The 13,980-nt window shown below is 52.4% G+C and carries 15 protein-coding genes and 1 pseudogene; 10 read left to right on the top strand and 6 right to left on the bottom strand.

Annotated features, from left to right (window positions below; all coding sequences use genetic code 11):
* Positions 1–2: 2 nt before the first annotated feature.
* The 3 genes from QCD60_RS23940 to QCD60_RS23930 are packed head-to-tail and all read left to right on the top strand — an operon-like array spanning position 3 to position 1,783.
* On the top strand, positions 3–194 hold the full coding sequence (locus QCD60_RS23940) for a hypothetical protein (protein ID WP_279789141.1): 192 nt from the start codon (positions 3–5) through the stop codon (positions 192–194).
* A gap of 3 nt (positions 195–197) precedes the next feature.
* Positions 198–1,463 (top strand): SUMF1/EgtB/PvdO family nonheme iron enzyme, encoded by a 1,266-nt coding sequence (locus QCD60_RS23935; protein ID WP_279789139.1) that lies wholly within the window; start codon positions 198–200, stop codon positions 1,461–1,463.
* Positions 1,464–1,471: 8 nt separating this feature from the next.
* Complete coding sequence (locus QCD60_RS23930) at positions 1,472–1,783, top strand: tail fiber assembly protein (RefSeq protein ID WP_279789137.1); 312 nt, start codon at positions 1,472–1,474, stop codon at positions 1,781–1,783.
* 65 nt (positions 1,784–1,848) lie between these two features.
* Here QCD60_RS23930 and QCD60_RS23925 read toward each other — a convergent pair whose 3' ends face one another.
* From QCD60_RS23925 to QCD60_RS23915, 3 genes are read right to left on the bottom strand one after another with little or no spacing between them, the layout of a single operon-like run.
* On the bottom strand, positions 1,849–2,427 hold the full coding sequence (locus tag QCD60_RS23925; RefSeq protein ID WP_279789134.1) for a tail fiber protein: 579 nt from the start codon (positions 2,425–2,427) through the stop codon (positions 1,849–1,851).
* Between the two features lie 37 nt (positions 2,428–2,464).
* Positions 2,465–3,004, bottom strand: coding sequence for a tail fiber protein (locus tag QCD60_RS23920; protein WP_279789133.1), 540 nt, complete (start codon positions 3,002–3,004; stop codon positions 2,465–2,467).
* Positions 3,005–3,043: 39 nt separating this feature from the next.
* The gene (locus tag QCD60_RS23915; protein ID WP_279789131.1) at positions 3,044–3,568 is read right to left on the bottom strand and encodes a tail fiber protein; all 525 of its coding nucleotides are present in this window, start codon (positions 3,566–3,568) and stop codon (positions 3,044–3,046) included.
* Between the two features lie 312 nt (positions 3,569–3,880).
* Here QCD60_RS23915 and QCD60_RS23910 point away from each other — a divergent pair, with 312 nt between their 5' ends.
* Complete coding sequence (locus QCD60_RS23910; protein ID WP_279789129.1) at positions 3,881–4,534, top strand: SOS response-associated peptidase; 654 nt, start codon at positions 3,881–3,883, stop codon at positions 4,532–4,534.
* Positions 4,535–4,600: 66 nt separating this feature from the next.
* On the opposite strand, the gene QCD60_RS23905 is transcribed toward QCD60_RS23910, so the two are convergent.
* Positions 4,601–5,281 carry a hypothetical protein gene (locus tag QCD60_RS23905; RefSeq protein WP_279789127.1) on the bottom strand — a complete coding sequence of 227 codons (681 nt, stop codon included), beginning with the start codon at positions 5,279–5,281 and terminating at the stop codon, positions 4,601–4,603.
* Positions 5,282–5,602: 321 nt separating this feature from the next.
* Between QCD60_RS23905 and QCD60_RS30660 the strand changes: the two are divergent.
* Positions 5,603–5,974, top strand: a pseudogene (locus QCD60_RS30660) (Bro-N domain-containing protein); the annotation flags it as partial.
* A 703-nt stretch (positions 5,975–6,677) separates the two neighbouring features.
* Here the strand turns inward: QCD60_RS30660 and QCD60_RS23895 are convergent.
* Positions 6,678–7,466 carry a hypothetical protein gene (locus QCD60_RS23895; protein ID WP_279789123.1) on the bottom strand — a complete coding sequence of 263 codons (789 nt, stop codon included), beginning with the start codon at positions 7,464–7,466 and terminating at the stop codon, positions 6,678–6,680.
* Positions 7,467–7,711: 245 nt separating this feature from the next.
* Here QCD60_RS23895 and QCD60_RS23890 point away from each other — a divergent pair, with 245 nt between their 5' ends.
* From QCD60_RS23890 to QCD60_RS23870, 5 genes are all read left to right on the top strand, one after another.
* Positions 7,712–8,566: a TRAP transporter substrate-binding protein gene (locus tag QCD60_RS23890; protein ID WP_279789122.1), complete on the top strand. Its 855-nt coding sequence runs from the start codon at positions 7,712–7,714 to the stop codon at positions 8,564–8,566.
* A gap of 23 nt (positions 8,567–8,589) precedes the next feature.
* Positions 8,590–9,138, top strand: coding sequence for a TRAP transporter small permease subunit (locus QCD60_RS23885; protein ID WP_279789119.1), 549 nt, complete (start codon positions 8,590–8,592; stop codon positions 9,136–9,138).
* The gene (locus tag QCD60_RS23880; protein ID WP_279789117.1) at positions 9,138–10,466 is read left to right on the top strand and encodes a TRAP transporter large permease; all 1,329 of its coding nucleotides are present in this window, start codon (positions 9,138–9,140) and stop codon (positions 10,464–10,466) included. The genes QCD60_RS23885 and QCD60_RS23880 overlap by 1 nt, the downstream gene beginning before the upstream one ends.
* A gap of 69 nt (positions 10,467–10,535) precedes the next feature.
* On the top strand, positions 10,536–10,916 hold the full coding sequence (locus QCD60_RS23875; protein ID WP_279789115.1) for a 5-carboxymethyl-2-hydroxymuconate Delta-isomerase: 381 nt from the start codon (positions 10,536–10,538) through the stop codon (positions 10,914–10,916).
* A 796-nt stretch (positions 10,917–11,712) separates the two neighbouring features.
* Positions 11,713–12,219, top strand: a complete 507-nt coding sequence (locus QCD60_RS23870) for a DUF3592 domain-containing protein (protein WP_279789113.1) — start codon at positions 11,713–11,715, stop codon at positions 12,217–12,219.
* 112 nt (positions 12,220–12,331) lie between these two features.
* On the opposite strand, the gene QCD60_RS23865 is transcribed toward QCD60_RS23870, so the two are convergent.
* On the bottom strand, positions 12,332–13,921 hold the full coding sequence (locus tag QCD60_RS23865) for an EAL domain-containing protein (RefSeq protein WP_279789112.1): 1,590 nt from the start codon (positions 13,919–13,921) through the stop codon (positions 12,332–12,334).
* Positions 13,922–13,980 lie beyond the last annotated feature (59 nt).

The raw sequence follows: 13,980 nt of genomic DNA, 5'->3' as shown, positions 1-13,980 counted from the left end.
CCATGCCTACCGTCGCCGCTGTGGATGCCAGCGGCGTCGTCACTCAGGTCACAACCTATTCAACCGATGAGCAAGTCCAGCAGGTGCAACAGCTGGATAGCGCGCATCGGTATTTCAGCGTACCCGAGCTGCTCGACGCCCAGCATTACCGCTATGACCCGATCACCGATACCGTTCAGAAAGCAGGAGACTAACCCATGGCAGACGCCACCGAACTGCAGAGTAAGTTCGACACCCTGTCGCAAAGCACCCAAACCCTGATCACTGCGGTGGAAACGCTGACCACGGCGCTCAATAGCAAACAGACCGCCGTCAGCAATAACGCCAGCGCCGCCCAGACAGCCGCAACGCAGGCCGCCACCTCAGCGGCCAATGCCGCGCAGATTGCCCTCGCCAGCGCACAGTCTGCCCTGCAGACCAGCTTCCAGATCTACGTGCCCGACCCGATGCGCCGGGCTGTGGAGTACGCCACTGGGGGTAAAAATACCGTGATCTACGACGATCAGGGCAACCCCAATGTGATGGTCGTCATCCCCCGGTTTAACTGTGAAGACCTCGGCCTGACGGCGCTCAACCTCGGCACCGGCACGCACCCGGCCTTTCTCACCAACGGTGTAGCGCGGCCAGAGATACTGATTGGCAAATACCTGGCTTCTGCCGTGGGGAGCAATACGGCAATCATTGGTGGAGCGACGCCGATGACGGGAGTCTCGTTTGAAGAGGCTAAAGTCCTGAGCACTCAGAAAGGGGCGGGGTGGCATCTTATGTCAGCATGGGAATGGGCCGCTGTCGCCCTGTGGTGCATTGCAAATGGCACGATACCGCGAGGTAACACTAATTATGGCCAATCTCATTCACGTAAATGGGAAGTTTCCCGACGTGTAGATGGCGGCATGCCTGGAGACTCAGCAGGAACCCCGTGTACTAAAACCGGAAGAGGGCCTGATACATGGAGCCACTGTTTCAATGGGTGGGGGATACATGACTTAGTCGGAAATTTGTGGGAGTGGAATGATCAGCTAAATATTGTCGATGGCCAGATTCATTGCTCTCAGGATAACAGCCCGGCGTCATCAGAATCGTCATGGTCGTCTCTCCCGGTCTATTTTGATAGCACGTCAACATCGGGTGGGGCGCCGGTTCTATCTGGATCCATAGAAAACAGAATGGGAGCTATCGGAGACGATAGCAACTCAGGCTATTTCAATTCTGTTGCATGGGGGAGCATGACAAAAAGCGCATCATATTCATCAAGCCAGCTCCTGCGCCGATTGCTTATTGAACCAGTTGCCGCGGTTGCGGATGGATCAATCTACACCAGAAACTTCGGTACACGCCCTGCTATGCGTGGCGGAAGCTGGAATAGTGGTTCTGTAAGCGGGGTAGCAGCGTTGCTGCTTAGCAATTCGCGGACGAACAAAAGCTCGGCTTTCGGCTTTCGCCCCGCTTACTTCCCAGCTTGAGGTGCCCTATGACGTACATCCACAATGGCCAGTACCACACTGATTATTCTGAACAGTACATGGCAGAGCAGGGTATCGATGCAGAGGACCGGGCCGCCATCCTCGCTCAGCGCACATTTGAACTGAGCGGGCTGGCTGACCAGCTGCGAGCAAAACGCAACCACCTGCTGCAACAGGCCGACAACCTGATCAATAAAGCCATTGATAACGGCGACGATCCACAAGCACTGCGCGCTTACCGGCAGGCCTTGCGGGATGTGCCAGAGCAAGAGGGATTCCCGGAGGAGGTGGGCTGGCCAGCGTTGCCTGCGCTTACCTGAATGCACAAATGAAAGGAGCCCATGCCCTGAAGAATCAGGGCATGGACTAAATAATACGACTAGCGTCATGAAGGTCGTGGTGGATAGACCCCATCCAGGCAAATACACATATTCAGGGGTAGATAGGGTTGGCGGTTTTCATGTGCCTGGCCACCGCCTGCCGAGCCAATCGAAGCGGGGTGTAATGTGGCGTTGGGGGCGCCGTCTTTTTCCAGCGCAGTGAGTTGTGTAAAGGTGGTAGGCCCCGTTTGATAAGTGTAGGAAGACAGATAGCTGCCGGTGCCTGGCGCAGAAGACTTATTGGTAAAGTCGCCCGGAACATTTAAGCGGTGCAGTGTGTGAGTGTGAGCGGGCATTTGTGACTCCGTCAGCGTTACAGACGCGACACCTGATGACACACCGTATTGAACATTTTGCACCATTCCCGGCGTGACTGTTGTTGTCGGGTGGGCAACTACTTTTTGGCGAAGGTCTGGAATACCAAAGGTATTCCTGTTATCTCCACCAAACTTAAAACCGATAACCGCGCACAATGCCTGGTACTGCTGAATACTCAGCAATGCTCCATCACAGAACGCCCAGTCCTGAGGGGCAAACTTAAAAGCAAATGACCTGATTTCCCCAATGAAACAGTCACTCATCATAATTCTCCTGAGTTATTCAATTAGGCTAAATGGCTGACTATGGCTGAGTTGGGTAGAGGCCCTGTAAAGCGATAATATAATTGAGGCCGATATAGGGCATCATATTGTAATGCGCGGCATTGCTCCCCGTTGCACTGATGGCCTGAGCGTTGTAATTCACATCTTGTGTAGTCTGGCCTTGCTGCGGATTGGTGTACACCAGATAGATGCTGTCTGCCGTATCTGCGAAAAATAGATCTTGGGCGGGAGTAGCACTGGTGGCGGTTAACGTACTGCAATACAGATCATGGGTATGAGCTGGTATTTGCGCCTCTGTTAAGGTGACCGTCTGGCTGCCGCCACTTTGCCCCATCACCCGGTTGGTCAGCCCTGTTCCCTGGCCTTGTCCGATAGGGACACTGCCATTCATATTAGGCAGCTGAAAAGTGCTCCGACCATCACCGCCGTATGTCGTCCCTATTAAGGCATATAAAGCCTGATAATCAACAATTGCTAACAACTGGCCATTACAGAAAGCCCAATTTTCCGGCGCGTAATTGCCGGCAAAAATACGGATTTCACCCAGATATGGTTCCATTTTTCTACCCTCTTTTTTCGTAATAGAGACCGTTGAAAATCACCATGGTCTAGGTGGATAAATGCCCGATATACAGATACAGAAGTTCGTCACCAAAAAGGGCTGCATATTGTTATGTGCCTGCCCACCTCCTGTGCTCGTCAATGAGGGTTGAATCTTCACTAAGTTGGAAGATGCCTGCCCATACAGATTGGCAGGAGTGGGGCCGACCCCCTGGGGGACGCCTGCATAAAAGGTATCTTTAGCAGCAGCATCGGTGCCTGTCTCCGTGGTGACCTGCACATCGTGATTGTGAGGAGGTATCTGAGCGACGGTAAGCGTAACCGCTTCAGCGCCGCCGGGCGTGGTGGCGGCATTCGGATCGGTATTACCCATCGGGGTGCGGCCACGCAGGTCGGGCAGGTTGAAGTACGTTTGTAAATCCCCCCCGTAGCTGTTCCCAAGCAGTGAAAACAGCGCCTGATTCTGTGCAACTTGCATGGTTGCACCATCGCACTTCGCCCAGCTGGTGGGGGCGAAGGGGAACGAGAACATCCTGATTTCACCTAAATACGCGTCACTCATAAGAGCATCTCCTGGCTTCCTGAAAGAGCGTTGACAGCGCATCAAGGTGTAGCTGATAGAGTGGTTATATGTCCAGAAGGTGTGAATTTATTTTAGTAAAAGGCGATGTTTATCAGCATCAGCATCCCCGGCCACACGTATAAGTAATTCATATTCAGCTACTTATCCTGTGGAGAGCTCGCAAGCTAATAGCTCCGGTGTCAGAACACACGTGGGCACGTTTGATCCACGTAGCCTTGATAAGGCAACTACTCAAAGGAATCACTAGGGTCTATAACTCTCATTGACCCGTTAGACAGGGACGTCACCCCCATGTGCGGCCGCTACAACCTCACTGATTCGCCTGTTGTTCGCCAGTTGATGGAAGACGTGGGTATGCCGCTCGACATGCCCGAGCCGCGGGAGAATATCGCGCCGGGGGGCTGGGGGCAGATTATCTGGGAGTCGGGGCAGGGCAGAGCGCTGTCGGAGGCGATGTGGTCGCTGCTGATCGAGCCCAAACCTGACCGTCCGGGGTATCGGCCTGTGCCGAAGTACAGCACTTTTAATGCCCGATCGGGCAACCTGGGCAGCGGCAGGCTCTGGAAAGAGCCGTTTACATATCACCGGGCGATTATCCCCGCGTCGGGGTTTTATGAATGGCAGGGCGAGCCGGGGCATAAAACCCGCTACTACATCCAGCCGGTGGATCAGGCCATTGCCTTTGGTGGCCTGTACCGGCAGTGGCAGTTTGGTGAGGAGCGGGTGATGTCGTACAGCATTATCACCTTGCCGCCCCATCCGCGTTTTTCTCATATCCACGATAAGAGCATCCCGCTGATGCTCCAGCCTGACGACTTTGATCTCTGGCTTGATCCCAGCTATACGAATACTGACGCCTTTCAGCATTTGCTTAAGACGTGTGTGCCGGTGGATTTGAGGGTGGAGAGTAGTCACAATTATGAGTATATATCCGCAGGATTCTAAATTTAATTTAAGCTATGTCTGCATTCACAGCTGCATAATAAGGATTGTGAGTGTAAGTAATTTTTATTAGTTGTTATTATATTTGTTTCTAATGTCTAGCAACTTTCTATACTCATTTACAGCGTCATATATTAATCGTTCTTTATCATCTTTATTTTCTGAATTTCTTAAAGTGTAGTTGCTTAAAATAATCGAAATTAGTGTCCTATCATTTATTGATTCCTCAGTATTTATATACTTGTTGAGAGTTTCATTGTTGACACTGCTGACTGATAATGCATGACGAAATTGAGTTTTGCATAAGAAATTGACTGTTTGATATATTTCATTTTTTATTATCATGTCTAGTCTTGATTTTTTGATTGAATTAAATACTTTAAGAAAAGTGTCAATTCTTGGATCCTTTGGTCCTTCGGTGGAAAATCCGCCAGGAGGATTTTTTGACATTTCTAGCATAAGTATAAAGAGGGCTGCTTGAGTATCTTGTATCTTTTCCAGGGCATTTTCTGCTTCTTCTTTTGCTTCTCGCAGTTTTATGATATTTCCTCCTATTGATAGTTCTTCGATATTTCCAATCAATGTTATGGCGAGGCATATTATGAGTGTGCTAACTGTTAGCGCAACAAATTCAGTGCCAGATATTTTATTCCATATCAATAGTAGATAGCTGCCACTTAGTATCTGAACGCCTAGAGTAATCGAAAAAATTATCTTTAATAAAAGTGGGATATATTTTTTGATTCTCATTTTTCCCTTTATCCATGCTCAGTTATTACAAATCCATAGTAGTTGATGAGGGTTGGTATTGACACCCCTCACCAACCCAACCTAAACTCCACCCCACTAGAAAACATAAGGCGGACATCCGCACCCGACAGCCTTTGCGGTTTTTTTGTGCCTGCAATTTAGGTACAGCCGCGCCTGCGTGACACGTAATGGCCGGGTGGAGAGGCGTAATACAACACCCGCAAGGGGAATAGGCCCGGAGCTACCTTATGTGCTCTAGTTGACACCCGGCTGCCAGCTACTAACTGGCTGTTGTGAACTAAAAACATAAGGAGGCCAGTCATGGCTACTCAAGCACTTGCTACCCCTGTAGTACCTTTCCAGTTTGACTCAATCCAAATTCGAACAGTCCTGATCAACGACCAGCCTTGGTTTGTAGCATCGGATATCGCTGACGCACTTCAGTATCGCGACGCTCACAACATGTGTCGAAATCTCGATGATGACGAAAAGGGTACTCAGAATGTGAGTACCCCTCAGATTCGCAGCCAGCAGAAGGTTCAGAACACCTCTGGCAATCAAGAAATGCTGATCATTAACGAGTCTGGTCTGTACTCAGCGATTCTTCGTAGCCGCAAACCCGAAGCCAAACGCTTTAAAAAATGGGTCACTGCCGAAGTGCTGCCCGCCATCCGCAAGACCGGCCGTTACCTGCCACCGGAACTGCGCTTCCACGACTTTACCTATCACGACAAACCCCTGCGCATCACCGTGGAAGGCAAAGGCATCTGGTTAAATGCAGGCGATCTGACGCAGGCACTGGGTATTGTCGAGCCTTACAAAGCCTATGAGCGCCTGCCATCCTTCCATATCAAGCCCATGCAGCACCGCAAAGCCCAGCTGCGCATGGTGCATATCGACGCGCTGGAGCACGTCTACCTCAAAGCCGATGCCGAGCGGGTAGGGCCGTTCCGCCATTTTCTCGCGCAGTTGCTGGCCACCTATCACTTCACCGATGCCCCAAGCACCGACATCAACACGCTGGCTCAGGCCCGACAGACAGCCCTGAGCTACTGGCAGGAGTGCGAGCTGGCGATGAAGCAGGGCAACGTGGCCATGCCCGCGCTGCCAGTGGATCAGTCCACACTGGCCATGGGCCTGCTAACTCAGATGCTGACCGAGCAGCGCTTTCTGTTGCAGTTCGACAGCCACCTGACCCCGACGCTGGTGCCCTTACAGCAGGATGCCGAAATAGTGCAGGTGAGTGATGCCCGGGCTATGGGCCGCCTGATCGGCGAGCGGATCAACCGCAAGGTGCTGACCGAGGTGATGCGTGTCGGCATTGACCGGCTGGCCAACGATGCCCAGAGGGCGTAACCGAGATAGCACAAGGCCCGCATTTGCGGGCCTTGGTGTTTTAGGGGTGAGTGCAGTCAGCGAAGCTGATTTTGGGGAGGCGTGGGCCTTCAATGATCTTGTCTGATATGCGGTAAATACGTGCTTTCCCATCGGCATAGATCGCAGCTATGTCAGGCGTATTGGCAACAAGAAAGCCTCTGGCTACCAGCGTTTTGCCATCGGCTTCATAGATTGTGGTTTTTCGCTCATCTTCTGCTGCGCACTGGTTGTAATACGCCAGACTGAGTGCAGCACTCTCTTTGCCTTCGTTAACCGCCAGATAAGCTATGAGCTTGAAAGCTACACCGAGTGTGAAGGGGGCAACAATTGCGACGAGGGCGATCAATCCGACCTGTCGCCCCAGAACCTTCATTTCCTTCTTAAACTTGTGAAGTTTCTCATCCGTGATGGCACTTGAGTTTTCAGTGTCGCTCTCGGCGGCTTCATTTTTTAAGGTGTATTGCCGCATTTTAGTGAATAGATAGGTGAAGAGGCTTATCTCTGCGAAGAGAACGAGGGCTGTCACTATCACTATGGCGGCATTGAGATACCAGGCCTCATTTAAACCTTTAATGGTGAACAGGTAAGCATACATAAGCACATGAGCGACGCTGAAGTCGAAGTAGTCAAAATTAAGGCCGTAATCTTCTATAAGAGCTGCCAGATACATGTACCCAAACACGTAAAACACGGCCGTGAACAATCCAGAAAGACCAGCGATGTTAGTAAGGGTGCTGATCCAAGCGCTTGGTGTTGGTATCTGCGGTTTCTCTTCCGCTATGGCGGTGGCGGGTTCCTGATGTTGCATTGTGTTCGTCCTTGCCTGAAGTTTGCCTGACTCTACCCTGAGCCTGTCTTTGGGTGAAGAGTGGGGTGTTAACGTTGCTCTCCTAGTTAACTTGTTAAATAAAATCCTTCCCTCTTTAAAGTTAAGATGTTAATAATGTGCCCCGGTACAGGCGATCAGTTTGGCGAAGCCGGAGGGGCGTGGTATGGTGCTGGAACCCGCATATCTCCTGCCTTTTTCAGCCTGAAACCCGATTGGTGGATGGCATGTTTTCAAGTCTATTTTCGACCCCCTACAGTAATCCCAAGGGCTACTACGACCTGGTTCAGGATGGTGTGGTGGAAGCCAGCTGGTCTCTCAATGACTACGTCCCCGGGCGCTTCAAGCTGACTGAAGTCGCCGAGCTGCCCGGTATCAATGCCGGTGCCGAAGCATCTTCCGTGGCTTACTGGAAGGTCTACAACCAGTATTTCCTGAAAAAAAATGAGTTCGACGGGCTTGAGCTGGTAGGGCTGTTCACCCATGGCCCCGGCAATATTCATCTGACACAGCCCATCAGTGACCTGAGCCAGCTTAAGGGCAAGAAGATTCGTGTTGGCGGTGGAATTGCCGCGCAGATGGGGGAAATGTTCGGGGTGACCGGGGTCAGTGCACCGGCTACCAAGGTCTACGAGTTACTGCAGCAGGGCGTGGTGGACGGTGTCTTCATTGCCATGCTGGATCAGAAGGTGCTGCGCCTGAATGAGGTAACCAAACAGGTGATCAACTTGCCCGGAGGCCTGTTCCGCGGTGGCTTCTCGGTCTTCATTAATCCTGACTTCCTTGATTCACTCGATCCGAAGGATAAGCAGGCCATTCTTGCTGTATCGGGGGAAAAACTCTCAGCAATGGCCGGGCGTGCCTGGGATGAAGCGGATAAGGAGGGCATGAAAACCGCGCTGGACTCAGGCATTCAGGTGATTAACGTCAAACCCGGCGATGCGATGGACAAAGAGTTCGAGGCTGTTCGCCAGCCCGTCGAGCAACAGTGGCTGGAGTCAGTGAAAGGCGAAGGCGTTGATGCCGGCGCGGCACTGGAAGAATTCAAACGCCTGGCGACCAGCTATCAGCCAGCGCAATAGCAGAGCGGCAGCGGAGAATGATCATGGGCCTGCGTACCTGGATACGCGCCCACTATGACGAGGCAGGGCCAATTCAGGGATTGGCCTTTGCACTTGATCTGGTGACGGCGCTTGCTCTGATGACCCTGATGTTGATCACCTGCATCGACGTGGTGGGTCGCTATTTCTTCAACAGCCCTCTGACCGGCTCAAGCGAAATGACGGAAGTCTTTATCGCCGTCGTCGTCTTTGCCCAGATGCCGCGTGTGACCTGGCGGGGCGGGCATGTGGTGGTAGATGTGCTGGACCATTTTGTACCTCCGGTCTGGAGCCGTCTGTGTGCCTGTATCACCGTCCTGTTGGTCAGCGGTTCTTTTTTCGGCCTTGGGTTACGGGTGTGGGAGCTGGCCGAGCGCTCGCTGAAGCGCGGCGAGGCAACCGAATATCTGGCGATTCCGGTTGGTCACGTTGTCCAGTACATCGCACTGATGAGCTGGATCACCGCGGCCACCATGCTGGTCTATGGTTTTTTCACCATGGTATGCCGACCCGGCAGGCTGCGGCACTTAAGCGCTGAAGGGGAGGGGGAATAATGGACATTGCACTCTGGGGATTTGCAGTACTGCTGGTACTGATTATCGTCGTGCGCGTTCCCATTGCATTTGCCATGGGCGCGGTGGGCTTCTTTGGTTTTGCCATCCTGCAGGGGCTGGAGTTCGGCAATCTGCTCAGCTTTCGCTGGACCGGTACGCTGACCATGGCTGCCGTACGGCTGATCGAAACGGCGCAGGATTACAACCTGTCGGTGATTCCCCTGTTCATTCTGATGGGCAACCTGATTACCCGTTCCGGCATGTCGCAGGAGCTGTACAACGCCTCCTATGCCTTTTTCGGTCACCGTAAAGGTGGCCTGTCGATGGCAACCGTGGTGGCCTGCGGCGGCTTTTCTGCCATTTGCGGCTCCAGCCTGGCGACGTCAGCCACTATGGCCAAAGTCGCTATGCCGCCCATGCGTAAATTCGGCTACTCGGATGAGCTGGCGACGGCCTCCATTGCAGCGGGCGGTACGCTGGGCATTCTGATTCCCCCCAGTGTCATTCTGGTGGTTTATGGCCTGCTGACGGAAACCTCCATCCGTGAACTGTTCGCAGCAGGATTCATTCCCGGTCTGATCGGGATTCTGTTTTACCTGCTCGCCGTCCGTTATGTGGTATGGCGTAATCCGGCAGCGGGGCCGCGGGGCGAGCAAATGAACTGGAGCCAGCGGCTACAGGCACTCAAAGGCGTCTGGAGCATTCTGCTGCTGTTCACTCTGGTCATGGGCGGCATCTACGCAGGCATCTTTACCCCGACCGAAGCCGCCGGAATCGGCACCGGCGGTGCCTTTGTCATCGCTCTGTGGCGCCGGAGTCTGAGCTGGTCGTCGCTGTTTTCCCTGCTAACGGATACCGGCAGAACCACAGCCATGCTGTTTGCCGTACTGATTGGCGCCCTGATCTTCTCTACTTTTATCAGCCGCACGGGCATGCCGGAAATGCTGCTGGATTACGTCAGCGGTCTGAACGTCGCACCGATGGTCATCATCTTCGCCATTCTGGGCATTTATATCCTGCTGGGCATGGTGTTTGAGTCACTGTCTATGCTGCTGCTGACCGTGCCGGTCTTCTTCCCACTGGTGCACAGCCTGGGATTTGACATGGTTTGGTTTGGCATCGTGGTCGTGGTAGTCACTGAAATCAGTCTGATCACGCCACCGGTAGGAATGAACGTCTTTGTGCTGAGCGCGGTGATGAAGGACATCAAAGCCTCGACGATCTTTAAAGGAGTTACCCCATTCTGGGCGATGGATATCCTCCGTCTGTTGCTGATCACCCTGGTCGCTCAGTTGTCACTGTTTTTACCCAGTCTTTTATACCGTTAACTTACGTTGTTCTGCATCACGCCCAAACAGGTGTGATGCAGAGCACAAGTTATTCAGGAAGGAGAGAACATGCCGCATTTTATTGTCGATTATTCCGCCAACCTGCATGACAAGCTGGACTTTCAGCCCCTGTTCAAGGCATTACACGACTATGTGGTGTCGACAGGGTACTTCCCGCTGGGAGGCGTGCGCAGCCGGGCGATTCGTTGTGAGGATTATCGTGTCGCTGATGGCAGGGAGGAGTTCGCCTATCTGAATCTGTCACTCAAAATCGGTCACGGGCGTGATATGGCAGTAAAGCAACAGGTCGCCGAGCAGGTCTTCGCCATTCTGACAGACTGGTTAGTACCGGTGACGGATCAGCACTATGTGGCTATCTCCTTTGAAATGACTGAACTTGACCCAGTTTTGAAGTTCAACAAGAACAATATTCATCCGTTGTTTAAGTAAAGAGCTTGTACTTTAAATATTTAATACGTACCAAGGCGATTTTTCAGCGCATGCTGTGCTACGAACCGGCTTGCTTGTGTGAACCTTCAAAGGCTGAGCCGGTTTAATCCGGCTTTGGCTATTTAACTCTTTAAAAAGTCACTATGACTGCAGCGCCATCTTCCATCGCTCGTCAATCATCCCTGTCCTCTCTTTACCCATCTTTAACACCGTCCATCCGACAACATGACCGCGGTACTCCTTGTTCTGAGGTGGTGCTGATCCAAAGCTGCTCGTATAGTGGCGTCACCGTAATACAGGCGAGAGAGGGATAGTGGTGGCTAAGGCATTCCCGGGGCATGCAAGGCGCTCTATCTGTTGGCACTGTTGGTGGTTGCCGGAAGTGGCTATGACTTCTATCGGACGAAGTAGCTGGATGAGCACTTAAGTACGGCACAGGCAGAGGTGTATGAGTGGACGGTCAACGAAAGTTCGCTCAGCGGGACGGGCTGGCCTAGTTACTCATTGCCATATCGCTTTAAGGTAACTGGCTGTGCTGAGCCTTTTCAGGCTCCCAGACTGTTCGGTATCAACATGGGGGCGCGGTTGCCGCTGCCACAATGGGAAGTCAGTAAAACTACCAGAAAAATAGCGGTGGAATATGATGCAACCAACCCAGCGAACAACCGCCTGGCGGACTCTGGCAAGAGTATGGTTAATCTTATATTGATGGCCTCTGGCCTGATTATGTTTGCAGCATGTATATGGCACACCTCAGACACAGGCGAAAAGCAAACGTGTGGTCGTAAGGGAGAGGATGTTGGCAAGATTTAACAAGGATCGAACTGGCCTGTTTCTGCAGGTTCCGATGGTGCTCGTAGGCGGATGGTTCATGCTGACGGCCGTTACTCAGCTGTATTTCGATCATCGTATTGATACACATATGCATACCACGACTGCGATGGTCGTTGAACAGAGGGCCTATACGGACGTCAAGAGCCACTGGCAGCATCATCAGGTGCGTTATGTGCTTGTGGTAGACGGTAAGCAGTATGGCTGCACGACCTTTCTGGGTGATGGCGGCTGGTGTGAAGTGCCTTCAGCCAGACAGGAGGAGGTAACGCAGACTGGGCTGATTGACGTGGAATATGACGCTGAACTGCCATGGATTAACCGTATTTCAGCGACAAAATCACTCGTCTTTCCGTTGTTTAGTTCTTTGGTAGCGTTACTGTTCTGGGGAGCGGTGCCCTTCGTACTGTGGGCTGTTGCACGGGATGAGCGGTTGAGGCGGAAAAGAGCACAACAGGTTTACTGGAAGTAGCGCATTCAACGGTGCAGACGCCGTTGTCTGGCGATAACAGGGCGATGAAATACAGGCCATCGCCACTTGTGCTTCTGCCAGCTGCCTGCCCCCAATGGCTGGCAGACTCTGGCTATTTCATTGCCTGATCTGCTCTGTTTTTCTCAATCAGCCCCTTCAGCACTTCAATGCTGACCGGTTTGGAGAATAACCAGCCCTGACCAATGGCATCGGTTGAGTGCTTCAGGATGTAATCGACCTCGTGCTGCGACTCTATCCCCTCAAACACCAGCTGGACGCCAAGTGCTCTCACCAGCTGGAAAATAGCGGTAAGCATGTTCTGATTGATCGAGCTGGTGCCGATGGCCTGAGTAAAGATGCGATCGACTTTGATCTCATCCGCGTCCAGCTGGCTTAACCAGGAGAGGTTAGAATAGCCGGTGCCAAAGTCATCCAGTGAGATCTTATAGCTGTGAGCTGCAAACTGCCGGGCCGACTCGGCCATCTTGTCATCCCCGGCAGCACTGCGCTCGGTGACCTCGAAAGTCAGCTGGTTTGGGTTGAGCTCATATTGCTTAGAGAGGTCATTGATAAAACCAAGGAAGAGCGGGCTGACCAGATTCTCCATGGAAAGATTGATGCTCAGGCCCAGGTCGGCATAGAGCGTCAGCAGCCCCTGCATTTCGCTGAATGAGGTTTCTACCACTACCTCGGTCAGTTCCTGAATAAGGCCTATTTCTTCAGCGATAGGAATAAATACATCAGGCGGGACAAAACCAAGCCGCACATCATGCCAGCGCACTAAGGCCTCAACGCCAACCAGCTTGCCCGTATTCAGCTCGTACTGCGGTTGATAGACCATAAACAGGGTCTTGCTCCGAACGGCCTTCCGGAGCCGACGGTACATCACCAGCTTGCCTGACAGCATGAAAAAGGCCAGCAGATACAGCCCGGCTCCGAGGAAAATGCCAGCAGAGGCAATCGCCGCAATAAATGGCCAGCTGTAATTGGCGAGCCCAACGTGGCTCTTTACACCGGTAACGCATAACGCCGGGTCATTGCTGCAGCGGGAAATAGACAGAATATTGGTGGTCAGGCTGAAGCTGCCATCAAGATCTTTTTCAATTCTGGCGTTGTCGGGAATATCGCCCACTATTCGGTAGACGTTGTTAATGTCCGCGCCTGTAATCAGAAAGCCCGTATAGGCATTGGGAATTCTCAGCCGCTGAAAAGCGAAAGGGGAGGTGAAGGATACGGTGTCCTGAAAAACACTAATTTCACCTGCGACACTCGCTGCGATAAGCCCATTGATACCACGCCAGTGGCTATAGCCGTTATTGGCAAAACTGGGTGGCTGAGGCAGTGCAACGGGCTGCTTTAATACGCCCCATCCTGCGGTGCACAGGATGTTGCCATCGACGACCCTGCCCAAATCCTTAACAAAATCGTTTTGCCACAGTGCTGATCGCAGCGCTGCCAGATCTTCATCAGAGCAGCGCGGGAAGGTGAGCTGGCTGGCTTCGGTAAGGGAGTTTTTCATATTGACGGAAACGGCTGACGCGTAGTCAAAAGCACTGTTTGTCTGTGCTTCCAGCTCACGTTTTTCGCTGTCGAGCAGCAGGAATTGAGTGGCAGCAAGTAAACCACAGGAGCAGGCAATGCCAAGGAGACTTCCGTTTACGGTGAGTACATAAGACAACGACTTTATTAGCTTTCTTCTCATGACAACCAGATAGGCAGGAGACTTTAAGTCACAGCGACTACAACGAGTTGCAAATGATA

The sequence above is a fragment of the Pokkaliibacter sp. MBI-7 genome (assembly GCF_029846635.1).
Classification (GTDB): domain Bacteria; phylum Pseudomonadota; class Gammaproteobacteria; order Pseudomonadales; family Balneatricaceae; genus Pokkaliibacter.
The sequence above is the reverse complement of the archived record's forward strand: the minus strand, read 5'-3'. Positions and strand labels throughout refer to the sequence as shown.